The sequence below is a fragment of the Micromonospora sp. NPDC005087 genome, assembly GCF_042872965.1.
In the GTDB taxonomy this organism is placed as follows: domain Bacteria; phylum Actinomycetota; class Actinomycetes; order Mycobacteriales; family Micromonosporaceae; genus Micromonospora.
Window position 1 is genome coordinate 1 of record NZ_JBIALB010000007.1, and the last position, 12,809, is coordinate 12,809.

Annotated in this window: 11 protein-coding genes and 1 rRNA gene; 4 read left to right on the forward strand and 8 right to left on the reverse strand. The window is 70.8% G+C overall.

What is annotated here, in order from left to right; genetic code table 11:
* Window positions 1-92, reverse strand: a 16S ribosomal RNA gene (locus ACFYPS_RS17735); the annotation flags it as partial.
* 641 nt (window positions 93-733) lie between these two features.
* Entirely contained in the window at window positions 734-2,026 is a 1,293-nt protein-coding gene (gene tyrS, locus ACFYPS_RS17740; protein WP_354964326.1) for a tyrosine--tRNA ligase, read from the reverse strand.
* A 105-nt stretch (window positions 2,027-2,131) separates the two neighbouring features.
* Between tyrS and ACFYPS_RS17745 the strand changes: the two genes are divergently transcribed.
* Window positions 2,132-2,515 carry a PaaI family thioesterase gene (locus ACFYPS_RS17745; RefSeq protein WP_208869982.1) on the forward strand — a complete coding sequence of 128 codons (384 nt, stop codon included), beginning with the start codon at window positions 2,132-2,134 and terminating at the stop codon, window positions 2,513-2,515.
* Window positions 2,516-2,547: 32 nt separating this feature from the next.
* Here ACFYPS_RS17745 and ACFYPS_RS17750 read toward each other — a convergent pair whose 3' ends face one another.
* From ACFYPS_RS17750 to ACFYPS_RS17765, 4 genes are all read right to left on the reverse strand, one after another.
* A complete protein-coding gene (locus ACFYPS_RS17750; RefSeq protein ID WP_387325537.1) occupies window positions 2,548-3,873 on the reverse strand; it encodes a hemolysin family protein in 1,326 nt (441 codons plus the stop codon).
* A gap of 126 nt (window positions 3,874-3,999) precedes the next feature.
* Window positions 4,000-4,626 carry a hypothetical protein gene (locus tag ACFYPS_RS17755; protein ID WP_387325540.1) on the reverse strand — a complete coding sequence of 209 codons (627 nt, stop codon included), beginning with the start codon at window positions 4,624-4,626 and terminating at the stop codon, window positions 4,000-4,002.
* A gap of 190 nt (window positions 4,627-4,816) precedes the next feature.
* On the reverse strand, window positions 4,817-4,969 hold the full coding sequence (locus tag ACFYPS_RS17760; protein ID WP_387325912.1) for a hypothetical protein: 153 nt from the start codon (window positions 4,967-4,969) through the stop codon (window positions 4,817-4,819).
* Complete coding sequence (locus ACFYPS_RS17765; RefSeq protein WP_354964323.1) at window positions 4,918-5,238, reverse strand: DapH/DapD/GlmU-related protein; 321 nt, start codon at window positions 5,236-5,238, stop codon at window positions 4,918-4,920. Before ACFYPS_RS17765 ends, ACFYPS_RS17760 begins: the two co-directional genes overlap by 52 nt.
* A gap of 277 nt (window positions 5,239-5,515) precedes the next feature.
* On the opposite strand from ACFYPS_RS17765, the gene ACFYPS_RS17770 reads away from it, so the two are divergent.
* Genes ACFYPS_RS17770 through ACFYPS_RS17780 form a run of 3 tightly spaced genes read left to right on the forward strand, consistent with a single transcriptional unit; the run spans window position 5,516 to window position 8,753 of the window.
* On the forward strand, window positions 5,516-6,655 hold the full coding sequence (locus ACFYPS_RS17770) for a Gfo/Idh/MocA family protein (protein WP_387325543.1): 1,140 nt from the start codon (window positions 5,516-5,518) through the stop codon (window positions 6,653-6,655).
* The gene (locus ACFYPS_RS17775) at window positions 6,652-7,617 is read left to right on the forward strand and encodes an NAD-dependent epimerase/dehydratase family protein (protein ID WP_387325546.1); all 966 of its coding nucleotides are present in this window, start codon (window positions 6,652-6,654) and stop codon (window positions 7,615-7,617) included. Before ACFYPS_RS17770 ends, ACFYPS_RS17775 begins: the two co-directional genes overlap by 4 nt.
* Window positions 7,614-8,753, forward strand: coding sequence for a DegT/DnrJ/EryC1/StrS aminotransferase family protein (locus ACFYPS_RS17780; protein ID WP_244298828.1), 1,140 nt, complete (start codon window positions 7,614-7,616; stop codon window positions 8,751-8,753). The genes ACFYPS_RS17775 and ACFYPS_RS17780 overlap by 4 nt, the downstream gene beginning before the upstream one ends.
* Before the next feature lie 75 nt (window positions 8,754-8,828).
* Here ACFYPS_RS17780 and ACFYPS_RS17785 read toward each other — a convergent pair whose 3' ends face one another.
* The gene (locus tag ACFYPS_RS17785) at window positions 8,829-10,514 is read right to left on the reverse strand and encodes a DUF4082 domain-containing protein (protein ID WP_387325549.1); all 1,686 of its coding nucleotides are present in this window, start codon (window positions 10,512-10,514) and stop codon (window positions 8,829-8,831) included.
* A 432-nt stretch (window positions 10,515-10,946) separates the two neighbouring features.
* Entirely contained in the window at window positions 10,947-12,737 is a 1,791-nt protein-coding gene (locus ACFYPS_RS17790) for a hypothetical protein (protein WP_387325552.1), read from the reverse strand.
* Window positions 12,738-12,809: the final 72 nt, after the last annotated feature.

Consider the following 12,809-nt stretch of genomic DNA (forward strand, 5'->3'; position numbering starts at 1 on the left):
CTCGAGTACCCCGAAGGGCCTTTCCGCTCGACTTGCATGTGTTAAGCACGCCGCCAGCGTTCGTCCTGAGCCAGGATCAAACTCTCCAACAAAAAATTGTCGAACAGCATCCTGACAACAAAAGTGTTGCCAAAGGAATCCCAACCAGCAATCCAAAAGGACCACCAGTCCGGGTTATAAATCATAATTGGCACTGGCTTTTCAAGCACCCTGTTGAGTTCTCAAAGAACAACCACACACCGATCAAAAGCCCCAACCAGTGGGACCCCATCTCGGGGCTTTCCGTACCGTGTCCCTGACGCTCATCTGGCGTCAGGCACTTTTACTACGTTACCCGCCGGTTTCCGCCGTGTCAAACCGCTGTTTTCGCGGTCTGTCGTGCGTCACTCCGTCATGCGGGCACCATGTCTCGACCGGCTTGCGCCGCCCTCATCATGGATTCGGCAGGCCGGCCGCCGCGGTTTCCCGCGAACTCGCCCGGTGCCCTGCCGGTCGTTAACCTTACCCGGTCGGCTCCGCCTCACCAAATCCGCCTCGCGGCGACTCTGGGGCCCCACCCGGTACCAGGTCTGAGAGGTGCAACCCCTCCGACCCGGTGGTCTTCACCGCGCTCCGGCCTCTCAGACTTTCGCCTGTTTCGTCCGTTCCGCGCTGGCAGAGAGAAAGTTACGCGTCCGGCGGGATGATCGTCAAATCCGCCGGACGCGTCCCCCGTCACACCGTTGACAGGTACCTATTCGCGCAGCTCAACGCCCGCGAAGGAGCGCTTGCCGCGGCGCAGCACCAGGTACCGCCCGTGCAGCAGGTCGGCCGGTGACACCGTGGCGTCCACCTCGGCCACCCGGTTGTTGTTGACGTAGGCGCCGCCCTCGGCGATCACGCGACGGCCCTCCTTGTGGCTGGGCACCAGGCCGGAGTCGCGCAGCAGGCCCGCCACGTCCGGCAACTCGCCGGCGAGCTGCACCAGGCCGGCCTCGGTCAGCGCCGCGCGCAGCGTCTCCGGGGCCAGCTCATCCAGTGAGCCCCGACCGAACAACGCCTGGCTGGCGGCGATGGCCTGCCGGGTCTCCTCCGGCCCGTGCACCAGGGTCGTCAGCTCCTCGGCGAGCGCCCGCTGTGCCAGCCGGGCCGCCGGCCGTTCGGCGGTCGCCTTCGCCAGTTCCTCCAGCTCGTCACGCGACCGGAAGCTGAAGTACCGCAGGTAGCGGTCGACCTCCCGGTCCTCGACGTTCAGCCAGAACTGGTAGAACGCGTACGGGCTGGTCAACATGGGGTCGAGCCAGACGGCGCCGCCCTCGGTCTTGCCGAACTTCGTGCCGTCGGACTTCGTGACCAGTGGCGTGGTGAACGCCTCCACCGGCCCGGCCCCACGCCGCCGTACGTAGTCGACGCCGGCGGTGATGTTGCCCCACTGGTCGGAGCCGCCGAACTGGAGCTGGCAGCCATGCCGGCGGTGCAGCTCGAAGAAGTCGTTGGCCTGCAACAGCTGGTAGCTGAACTCGGTGAAGCTGATTCCCGTTTCCAACCGGGCCCGCACCACCTCCCGCGCCAGCATCTTGTTCACCGGGAAGTGCTTGCCCACGTCGCGGAGGAACTCGACCACCGACATCTCGCCGGTCCAGTCCAGGTTGTTCACCAGTCGCGCCGCGTTGTCGCCGGTGTACGACACGAACGGGGCCAACTGCTCGCGGATCCGCGCGACCCAGCCGGCGATCACCTCGGGCGGGTTGAGCGTCCGCTCGGCGCTCTCCTTCGGGTCACCGATCTGCCCGGTCGCCCCGCCGACCAGCAGCAACGGGCGGTGGCCCGCGAGTTGCAGCCGGCGGGCCATGGTGACCTGCATGAGGTGGCCGACGTGCAGGCTCGGCGCGGTGGGGTCGAAGCCCACGTAGAAGGTGGCGGCGTCCGCACCGTCGAGCAGCTCGCGCAGCTCGTCGAGGCCGGTCGAGTCCTGAATCAGGCCACGCCAGAGCAAATCGTCGGTCAGGGAGTCCCGCCCGGGCGGCGGAAGGCTGCTGTCGGTCACGGTCGCCAATTCTCCCCCATCCTCGGCACCGACCCGTACCGGGTTTCGCGCAAGCCGCCCCAGTTAGGCTTGCGCTCCGTTGATCGAGGAGGGTTTGCCGTGGAGATGCCGGACCTGACGGGTGGCTTCGTCGCCCTGCTCGGCCTGAAGTTCGAGGAGGCGACCGCCGACCGGGTCGTCATCGGCTGGCGCGTCCGGCCCGAGCTGCACCAGCCGTTCGGCATCCAGCACGGCGGGGTGTACTGCTCGGTGGTGGAGACCGCGGCCAGCGTGGGCGGCTCGCTCTGGCTGGGCGACCGGGGCACCGTCGTCGGCGTCAGCAACCAGACGGACTTCCTGCGGGCGGTCCGGGAGGGCGAGCTGACGGCGGTCGGCACGCCGGTGCACCGGGGTCGCAGCCAGCAGCTCTGGCAGGTGGAGATCACCGACGCCGACCAGCGGCTGGTCGCCCGCGGCCAGGTCAGGCTGCAGAACCTCTCCCCCGCCTGAACCGACGCACCCACGCGTCGCGGCGCGCCCGCTCAGCTGCGGGCCTCGTCCAGCACCGGCTCGGCGTCCTGGTCGACGTGCGCCTCGTCGGGGACCCGGCTCAGCCGTACCTCGGTGATCGCCCGGTGGTCGATGCCCGCCACCACCAGCACCCAGCCGTCCAGGGTTTCGTCCTCCCCCACGACGGTGGGGATGTGGCCGAGGCAGGCCAGCACCAGCCCGGCGACGGTGGTGTAGTCGCCGGCCGGCCGGGACGGCAGCTCGACGCCGATGTCCGGCAGGTCGTGCACCGGGAAGGTGCCGGGCAGCACCAGCGCGCCGTCGGGCTCGCGGCGCACCGAGTAGCCGTCCCGGTCGGTCTCGTCGTAGATCTCCCCGACGATCTCCTCCAGGATGTCCTCCAGCGTGACGATGCCGTCGACGGCGCCGCGCTCGTCCACCACCAGAGCGATGTGCTGGCGTTCGGCCTTGAACTGGCGCAGCGCGTCCACCACCGGCAGCGAGTCGGGCAGCAGCATCGGAGGGCGGGCGATCTCGTCGACCGGCCGGTCGTCCGGCACCCCCACCAAGTCACGCAGATGGATCACGCCGAGCGTGTCGTCCAGGCCGCCGTGGCGCACCACCGGTGCCCGGGAGTGCCCGGTGGCGGCCAGCACCAGTCGCGCGGACTCCGCGCTGGTCCCGCTGTCGAGCGTGAAGACCCGCAACCGGGGTACGAGGACGGCCCGCAACCGCCGGTCGGCGATCTCCACGGCGCCGGCGATGATGGTGCGCTGCTCCTTGGTGAAGCCATGGTTGCCGGCGACGATGTCGCGCAGCTCGTCCGGGCCGATCTCGTCCGGCTGGTGCTTCGGGTTGAGCCCGACCAGCCGGACCACGAGGTCGCTGGTGGCGCCGAGGGCCCAGACGGCCGGTCGGGTCACGGTGGCGAGCAGGTCGAGCGGACGGGCCACCAGCAGCGCCCACCGCTCGGCGGACTGCAGGGCGATCCGCTTGGGGGCCAGCTCGCCGAAGACCAGGGTGACGAAGGTCAGCGCGAGGGTGACCACCACGATCGCCACCGTCTCGGCGGCGCCCCCGAACACCCCGAGCAGCGGCACGAGGGGCTTGACGAGCGAGACCGCCGCAGCGGCGGAGGCCAGGAAGCCGGCCAGGGTGATGCCGATCTGGATGGTGGCCAGGAACCGGTTGGGGTCCTTGGCCAGCCGTGCCAGGGTGCGGCCGGCGCGGCTGCCGCGTTCCAGCCGCTGGAGCTGGCTGTCGCGCAGCGAGACTAGGGCCATCTCGCTGCCGGCGAAGGCCGCGTTGACGATCACCAGAACTCCGACCAGGGCCAGCTGGCTCCAGTAGCTCTGCACGCCCGGTTCTCTCCCCTCGACCCCGACCCGGCCGGCCGCGGTGGCCGGCCCGCCGCCGACCGTGGCCCGGGCGGCGTCGCCCCTCTGTGCCCCGCGGGCGGGCCGCGCAATCCTCAGGCCGGCGGGTCAGGCGGGCGCGGGCAGTTCCAGCACGTACGCGTCGCCCTCCGGGCGGAAGCCGAGCCGGTGGTAGTAGGGGGCGACCATGCCGGGCGGGCTGACCACCCGGCGGAAACCGCGGTCGGTGAACAGGCGGCTGCGCCGGTAGACGAACTCGCCGGGGGTGAAGTCGCGGAACGGCGGGGTCATGTAGTCCAGGTCGATCTGAGCCACCCCGCCGGCCTCGGCGTGCGAGACCACCACGCCGACCACCTCGTCGGCGCGGACCACCAGGAACGCCGACCGGTCGGCGGCGGCCGGGTCCCAGCGGAAGTCCGGGTTGAACCGGGCGATGTCGGCGGCGTGCACCCGCAGGGTGTGGGCCAGGAATGCGTCGCCGGTGCCCACCTCGACCACTTCGTAGGTCTGCGCGTCGTGCCGGGTGGCCAGCATCTTCCGCAGGTACCAGACGTTGATCACCGTGAGCACCACGTTCAGCCCGACCATGGGCCACACGTGCACGGCGGCGTTGTAGCCGATCAGGATGAGGCAGCCGAGCAGGTTGAGCGCGCGCAGCCGCAGGATGCGGGTCTGCAGCAGCGACCAGACCAGCAGCGCGGAGCCGGCCCAGCCGACGAGTTCCAGCCAGTTCACCCCGGCGGGGGTAGCCCCCCGCCGGCTCGGGCCGGTCGGCGGGACAGATCCACCGGCCGTCGTCCTTCGCCACGAGCGGCTCGCCCGCCCGCCCGCCCGGCGGGCGGGCGGGCGGGCGGGCGGGAACTCCGACCATGAGCGCGAAGTCGGGAACATCCCGGGTGACCACTGCGCCGGCCGCGATCAGGGCCTACAGGCCGATCGAGACCGGCGCCACGCAGACGGCCCGCGCTCCGATCGCCGCGCCCTCGCCGACCACCACGCCGACCGCTGTCCAGTCGTCGCCGCTCTTCAGCCGCCCCTCCGGGGTGACCGAGCGCGGGTACTCGTCGTTCGTGAGCACCGCGGCCGGCCCGATGAAGACCCGTCGGCCAGTTCCGCTGGCGCGTACACCAGGGCGTGGTTCTGCAGCTTGACGTTGTCGCCCAAGCGGACGCCCGGCCCGACGTACGCGCCGCGACCGATGACGCAGTTCCGGCCGACCGAGGCATGCTCGCGGACCTGAGCCAGGTGCCAGACGCGCGTGCCGGGACGGATGGTGGCACGTTCGTCCACATCGGCCGTCGCGGCGATCTGCGCACCGTCGTGCGATGCCCAGTGGGCGTCCGTCATCTCTCGTTCCCTCCGCGGTGCGGCGATCTTCTGTGGGGTGAAAACGGTAGACGGTCGGCAACAAGGGCAATGTCAGAAAGCCGACCCAGTGGCCGCAGAACGGGCCATTCGAAGTGCGCGGGCAGACCAAACGGACCGGATGACCCCGGCGGCACCGCCGGAATTCCCGGTCGGTGCTGGCGCTGGCGAGGACGACCTCGGTAGCTTGCCAAATGGACGTCGCCACCAACTCCCCCCTCAGCGGATTTTCCTGTCCTGACTAGCGAAACGGGTATCAGTGAACTCATCGCCCGCTGCCGTCGAACCAATCGGCGTTGCCGTCATCGGTGCCGGTTACTGGGGGCCGAATCTTGTGCGTAACTTCCAGACCTCTGACGCATTCCGGTTGCGCTGGCTCTGCGACCTCGATATGACCCGGGCCCGACGCGCGCTCGGTGACTACTCGACAGTCCAGGCGACCGACGACCTGGCCACGGTGCTGGCCGACGACGACGTACACGCGGTGGCCATCGCCACCCCGGCCGGCACCCACCTCGAGGTGGCGATGGCGGCGCTACGGGCCGGCAAGCACGTGCTCGTGGAGAAGCCGCTGGCGGCCGACGTCGAACAGGGGCGCGCGCTGGTGGCGGAGGCGGAGGGCCGGGGACTGTCGCTGATGTGCGACCACACCTACTGCTACACGCCCGCTGTACTGCGCATCCGCGAGCTGCTGCACGGCGGGGAACTGGGCGAGCTGCAGTACCTCGACTCGGTACGAATCAACCTCGGGCTGGTCCAGCGCGACATCGACGTGATGTGGGACCTGGCGCCGCACGACCTGTCGATTCTCGACTTCATCCTCCCGTCCGGGGTGGCGCCGGTCTCGGTGGCCGCGCACGGCGCGGACCGGATCGGGGCGGGGCGGGCCTGCGTCGCCTACCTGACGCTGCACCTCAACACCGGCGCGATCGCGCACATCCACGTCAATTGGCTCTCCCCGGTGAAGATCCGGACCGCGATCATCGGCGGGTCGAAGCGGACCTTGGTCTGGGACGACCTCAACCCGAGCCAGCGACTCTCGATCTTCGACCGCGGGGTCGACGTGGCGTCGGCGGAGGAGCTCGGCGACGAGCAGCGCCGGGACATGCTGGTCTCGTACCGCTCGGGCGACATGGTGGCGCCGGCCCTGACGGAGCGGGAGGCGCTGCGGACCATGGTCGAGGAGTTCGCCCGGTCGATCCGCACCGGCACGCCCGCCCTGACCGACGGCCGGTCCGGCCTGCGGGTGATGGCCATCCTGGAGGCCGCCTCGCGCAGCCTCGCCAGTGGCGGATCAGTGGTCAATCTCAACGAATGGACAGACGTGCACGGACAAATCGTCGAAACCGGTAGGGCAATTGCTCAGTCCGGCGCGGAGCGAAGCGGAGCAGCGGCATGAGCGCGGTGGAGACCGCCGGGACACGGGCCCTGGTCACCGGTGGAGCGGGCACGATCGGTTCCCACGTCGTCGACCAGCTGGTCGCCGGCGGCGCGGCCGAGGTCGTCGTCCTGGACAACTTCGTCCGCGGCTGCCGGGAGAACCTCGCCCGGGCCCTGCCGCACGCCGGTGTCCGCCTGGTCGAGGGAGACATCCGCGACGTCGGGCTGGTGCACGAGCTGACCCGCGGCAAGGACCTGGTCTTCCACCTCGCCGCCATCCGCATCACCCAGTGCGCCGAGGAGCCGCGGCTGGCCAACGAGGTGCTGGTCGACGGCACGTTCAACGTGCTGGAGGCGGCCGCCGCCGCCCGGGTCCGCAAGGTCATCCTGTCCTCGTCGGCCTCCGTGTACGGGCTCGCCGACGAGTTCCCGACCACCGAGCGGCACCACCCGTACCACAACGACACGTTCTACGGCGCCGCCAAGGCGTTCAACGAAGGCATGCTGCGCAGCTACCACAGCATGTACGGCCTGGACTACATCGCGCTGCGCTACTTCAACGTCTACGGCCCCCGGATGGACATCCACGGCCTCTACACCGAGGTCCTGATCCGGTGGATGGAGCGGATCGAATCGGGTGTGCCCCCGCTGATCCTCGGTGACGGCCTGCAGACGATGGACTTCGTGCACGTCGCCGACATCGCCCGGGCCAACATCCTGGCCGCCCGGGCGGACGTCACCGACGAGGTGTTCAACATCGCCAGCGGCACCGAGACCAGCCTCAAGGAGCTGGCCCAGGCGCTCAGCGACGTGATGAAGTCCGACCTCGCACCCGAGCACGGTCCGGCCCGCGCGGTCAACGGCGTCACCCGCCGACTGGCCGACACCACCGCCGCCGCGGAGAAGCTGAGCTTCCGCGCCGAGATCGGCCTGCACGAGGGGCTTCAGGGGCTGGTCGACTGGTGGCGGGCCGAGAAGTGAGCAGCACCCGGATCCCGGTGATGATCCCCCGCCTCGGTGAGGAGGAGGCGCAGGCCGCCGCCGACGCCGTACGGTCGGGCTGGGTGGCCCAGGGGCCCCGGGTGGCTCGGTTCGAGCAGGAGTTCGCAGCCCTGGTCGGCGCCGGCCACGGCGTGGCCGTCAGCTCGTGCACGACCGCACTTCATCTGGCGCTGGTGGTGCTGGAGATCGGCCCGGGCGACGAGGTGATCGTGCCATCGTTCTCGTTCATCGCCACCGCCAACGCGGTGCGCTACGTCGGCGCCACCCCGGTCTTCGCCGACGTCGACGTCCGCACCGGCAACCTGACGGTGGCGACGATCGACGCGGTGCGCACCGCCCGGACCCGGGCGGTGATCGCGGTGCACCAGGGCGGCGTGCCGTTCGACGTCGCCGCGCTGCGGAACGCCACCGGCCGCTGGGGGCTGCCGCTGATCGAGGACGCGGCCTGCGCCGCCGGGTCGACGGCGTACGGACGGCCGGTCGGCGCCGGCGCGACGATCTCGGCCTGGTCGTTCCATCCCCGCAAGTTGCTGACGACGGGCGAGGGTGGCATGGTCACCGTGGACGATCCGGAGTGGGCGGCCCGGCTGCGCCGGTTGCGGGAACACGGCATGAACGTCTCCGCGGCCGACCGCCACGCCAGCTCCCAGCCGGTCATCGAGGCCTACCTGGAGACCGCCTTCAACTACCGAATGACCGACATCCAGGCGGCGATCGGTCTCGTGCAGCTCGGCCGCCTCGCGGATCTGGTGGCTCACCGGCGCGCGCTGGCGGCCCGCTACCACGAGCTGCTGGCGGACCTCAAGGGTCTGGCCCCGGTCCGCGACCCCGAGTACGGCGAGACCAACTTCCAGTCGTTCTGGCTGCTGATCGACCCGGAGTACGGGACCGGCCGCGACGAGGTGCTCGCCGAGCTGGCCGCCGCCGGAGTGTCGGCCCGACGCGGCATCATGGCCGCCCACCTGGAGCCGGCCTACGCCGACGTGTCGCCCGCGCCGCTGCCGGTGACCGAGCGGCTGACCCGCGACTCGCTCATCCTGCCGCTGCACCACGCGCTGACCGAGGACGACCAGGACCACATCGTCGCCGTGCTCCGCAAGCTGGCCGCCCGCTAGGTCGGGCCGTCACGGGGCGACCGAACCCGGGGCAGGCGGGCGCGTACCACCACGCCCGCCCCGGGTGGTCACCACCTATGCGGGTCTGGGGACCAGCTGCGCCGTCGGGGCGCCGTCGATCGTGCCCACGACGTTGTTCGTCCAGTCGGCGAAGGTGACGTAGCATCCGGACCCGCACCGGCTCGTGTAGCCCCAGTGCGTCGGCCCGAATACGTTGTCGCGCAGTCGCAGCCCCTCACCGTCCTGGGCGTACAGCCCGAAGGCGCCGAGCGAGATGAAACTGTCGTGGACCTGGTAGTTGCGCAGCCGGGAGCCGCCCGAACTCTGGGTGAACAGCACGGCGGTGATGGCCTGCCAGTAGTTGGGGATCTCCGCGCCGGTGTAGGCGTTGACGCCCGGCTCGAGCCGGCTGTGGCTGATCTCCAGCGGACCGGTGCCGCCATAGGGGAAGACGCCCCCGGTGTGGGCCTGGGAGGGGTCGGCCAGGTGGGCGATGTAGTTGTCGTGGAGCCAGCTGTACTCGATGGTGGTATCCGCCCCGCAGAGGCACATGCCGCCGGTGTTCGCCACGTCGACGCGGCTGAGCTGGATCGTGCAGGTGGGGCAGTCGTTGATCGCGTGATCGGTCAACGGTGCACTCTTCATGCCCAGGCCCACCGGTTCGGGCCGGATGGTCGTGTTGCTGATGTTGAGGCGAAGGCTGCCCGAGGAATTCGCGTTGACCAGGATGGCCCGATTGGCGGAACCCGGTGGCGGCGCGATGATGGAGTTCGTGATGTTGACGGTGCCGTGACAGTTCGTGCCGATGTAGATGAAGGCATGGAAGTACTTGTGGTCGAGATTCACGGTGCCGTTGCACTCGTACAGGTCCCACTCCTTGCTCCCGGTGTCGTGCGGGAACACCTCCTGGTAGCCGGCCGGCACCGGCAGGCGGGCATCGGACTGGCGGTACCTGCCGACCCCGGGTGCGCCCACCGAGAAGCGCTGGGGGTACCTGCCGCCACCGGTGCTGTCGGGGTTGCCGGTGACGGTCGGAGTCGGTGCGGGCGGGGTGGAGCTGGGCGTCGGCGCCGCGGTCGGGGTGGGACTCGGCGAGGTGGGGCGGGGGGATGCCGTCGTGGGTCGAGGGGTAGGACTGGACGTGGCGGGAGCGCCGGGATTGAAGACGACGTCGACCCAGTAGTTGGTGGCCCGGTAGCCCCGGTTCGGGAATCCGCCCGCGCCGTACCGGTACACGCCGTTGGCGCCCTGCGACCCGTCGGCCGGCGCGCGCAACGGGCCCCGGCTGCGATCTGCGGCGAAGTAACGGTCGTCGGCCGAGTACTGCCCCACGTTGGTGTGGTACGACACCACGTACAGCGCATTGGCCTTGACGGCCACCGAGGCCGAGAAGGCGGCGTACTGCCATCCGGACGGGCTCTCGTTGGTGAACCGCACGGTGGCGAGCCTGGTGCCGTTGATCGCCCAGAGGCTGCCCGTGTGCACGCCGGTGTTCCTCCTCGACTTGTAGAACCGGACGCCGAGGACGCTGCCGTCCTGGGTCGCGGTGAATTTCACCCCCAGTTCCACGGCCTGTCTGTCCGGGTCGGTAACCGTGCCCGGTACTGCTGAGCTGCTCCACAGCGAGTACGTTCCGGAGGGTGCCGCCGCGGGCTCCGCGCCGCCCGGGCTGGTCGCGTAGCGACCAGCCAGCGCCGTCCCAGAGATCGCCACCGCGCCGGCAACGGCTAGCACGATGACCGCTCGCGAATTCCTGACCATGTGGTTCCCTTCTCCACAAGTGGTGTCACTCGACGCGGGGCGGGCGAACGCCGGTACGGAAGATGCGGTGTCGCGGACGTCGACGGCTGGTGCGTCCGACGCGATCCAGCCACAGCCCCAGGTGAGACTCCTCGCGTCGTCTGCCCTGGCCAGCGGCGGACGCGCGCGGGGGCCCGCCGCACGGTTCACGGGGGCGGCGAAGGCGTTGGGCTCAGCACCGCGTTCGCCGGGCGATCCGGGAGGATGCTCGCCTGACAACCCCTGCACGGGACACACCAACACAACGATCGAAATGCCGCTAAGTCACCGGTATCGACGTTGGACCATGGGTGACCTGCGCGGACGGCGTGAGCGAGGGGCTCCTCCCGGTGTCGGGAGGAGCGGGCTCCGCTGTCGGGTCACGGTGCGCCGCACGTCGGCGGGCAGGTGACCTCAGGTGACGGGCTGCGGCGCGGTGGCGACCACGAGGTTGGTCAGGAAGGCCACCGTGGCAGGGGCGCACTCCCGCCGCCCCGCCAGCAACTCGTCCAGCCATGCGTCCCGGACGATGCCGGTGGTCCGAAGCGGTGCGAGGACGTCCGGCTCGCTGCGCCAGTGCTCGACCACGAGCGCCGCCACCTCGGCCGCGCCCAGCTGCGCCCGGCCGGAATGGCGCAGCCGCTGCCGTACCTTGCCGGACAGCTTCCGCGCGGTGACCCGGGCCGCCGCCGCGCGGTCACGGATGCCGCGTTGCCCCAACCGGGCGGGAACCAGCCCGGAATCCAGCGGCACCGCGGCCAGTTCGGCATCGAGCCGGTGGATGAGCTGCCCGGTCAGCAGGCCGCTCCCCTTCTGGTCGGGCGACACGGAGTGCGCCAACTGGATGAAGCGGCGATCGAACATCGGGTTGATGAAGAAGCGGTTGACGGCCGCGACCGAGCCATGCGCTCCCGCCCATCGCTGCATGCGCTGGTAGAGATAGAAGTAGTCGGTGGCCTGCAGCCATTGCGGCGGAGCGCCGTCGAAGGATGCCGTGATCCGTTCGAGCGCGTCGGTGCGCGCGGCGGCCACGAAGCCCGGTTCGAGTGCGCGGGCGTCGACGGCCTCGTTCGCGTAGAGGCGCCAGTTCGCCAACTGGCCGATCAGGTGGGGCGAGGTGGTCGCGTCGCGGGGCTGGCCGAAGTAGTAGAACCCGCGGCAGGCTTCCCCGCCGAGGCCGGAGAGGCGATGCCCCTGCTCGAGGTGGCCCTCGGCGAGGAGCAACGGGGCCAGGGCCAGCGGGCTGGCCATGCAGTCCAGCGCCGCCGCCGCTTGTAGCGCCGCGGAGTGCGCCGCGGCCGGCGTGACCGGTGGCTGCTCGTCCAGCCAGTGGACATGCAGATCCAGCCCACCCAGCGCGCTCAGCCGCTGGGCCAGCGTGGCGTCCGAGCCGCCCCGCACATCCAGGGTGAGCGCGCGCAGCCCTCGGCGAGTCTCCGGGGACAGCGCCGCGAGCAGGACGCGGGTGTCCTGGCCACCGGTCAACTGGAGCACGGTGCTGGGATGGTCAGCGAGGTAGGCCGCGAGGAACTCCCGCAGCATCCCGGCCATCTCGTCGGCGACCTCGGGCAGGGACGGTGCCGGGCCGTCCAGGGCGAGCGACTGCTCCACGTAGCGGTGCGTCTCCACCCGGCCCGCGTCCAGCACCGCCAAGCATCCGGCGGGCACCTTCTCGACCTGCGCGAAGACCGTGCCGAGCCCCACCTGCCAGCCCACCAGGCCCTGCAGGCCGAGCGCGCCGTGGTCCAGCCCCGCCCCGGCCAGCGCGCCGAGCGCGAGCGCACTCGTCGACACCGCGGCCACACCATCGCCCTGCCACCAGAAGAGCTGCCGGAAGCCGAGCCAGTCCGTGGCCGCCACGATCGGCTCGCCGGGCCCGGAGCGGTGCGCCGCGGCGAACGGGGGCACCAGCGCGGCGAGCGCGGCGCCGTCCGCCTTCGTGCCCCGGCCCAACTGCTCGGCCAACTCGGCGGTGGCGACATCGGCGGTCCGGGTACGAGCCGCCCGGCCCAGGCGCAGTGTGAAGGCGTTGCCGCTGTCGTCGACCCGATCGCCCGGGTCCGCGCCCTGGAAGGCGAGCCAGCCGTCCTCGGTGGACAGTATCCGCGCGTCGGCACCGAGGCGGGTGAGAGCGTCGGCCCGGGACGCCTCCTCGGTCGCGGTCAGCCTGCCCGGGGCGTACGAGACGGCGAGGAACGACTTCATCTCGGCAGCACCGTGGGCGGCGTTGCGATCTCACCTTGGGCAGACATGGCGGCCAGCGTAATCTCCGTCAAC

What these genes read in the sequence shown, in the direction of transcription:
- ACFYPS_RS17775 (WP_387325546.1), top strand. Translation starts at nt 6,652, where the DNA reads ATGAGCGCGGTGGAGACCGCCGGGACACGGGCCCTGGTCACCGGTGGA.
- ACFYPS_RS17765 (WP_354964323.1), bottom strand. Translation starts at nt 5,238, where the DNA reads ATGACGGACGCCCACTGGGCATCGCACGACGGTGCGCAGATCGCCGCG.
- ACFYPS_RS17785 (WP_387325549.1), bottom strand. Translation starts at nt 10,514, where the DNA reads ATGGTCAGGAATTCGCGAGCGGTCATCGTGCTAGCCGTTGCCGGCGCG.
- ACFYPS_RS17745 (WP_208869982.1), top strand. Translation starts at nt 2,132, where the DNA reads ATGCCGGACCTGACGGGTGGCTTCGTCGCCCTGCTCGGCCTGAAGTTC.
- ACFYPS_RS17790 (WP_387325552.1), bottom strand. Translation starts at nt 12,737, where the DNA reads ATGAAGTCGTTCCTCGCCGTCTCGTACGCCCCGGGCAGGCTGACCGCG.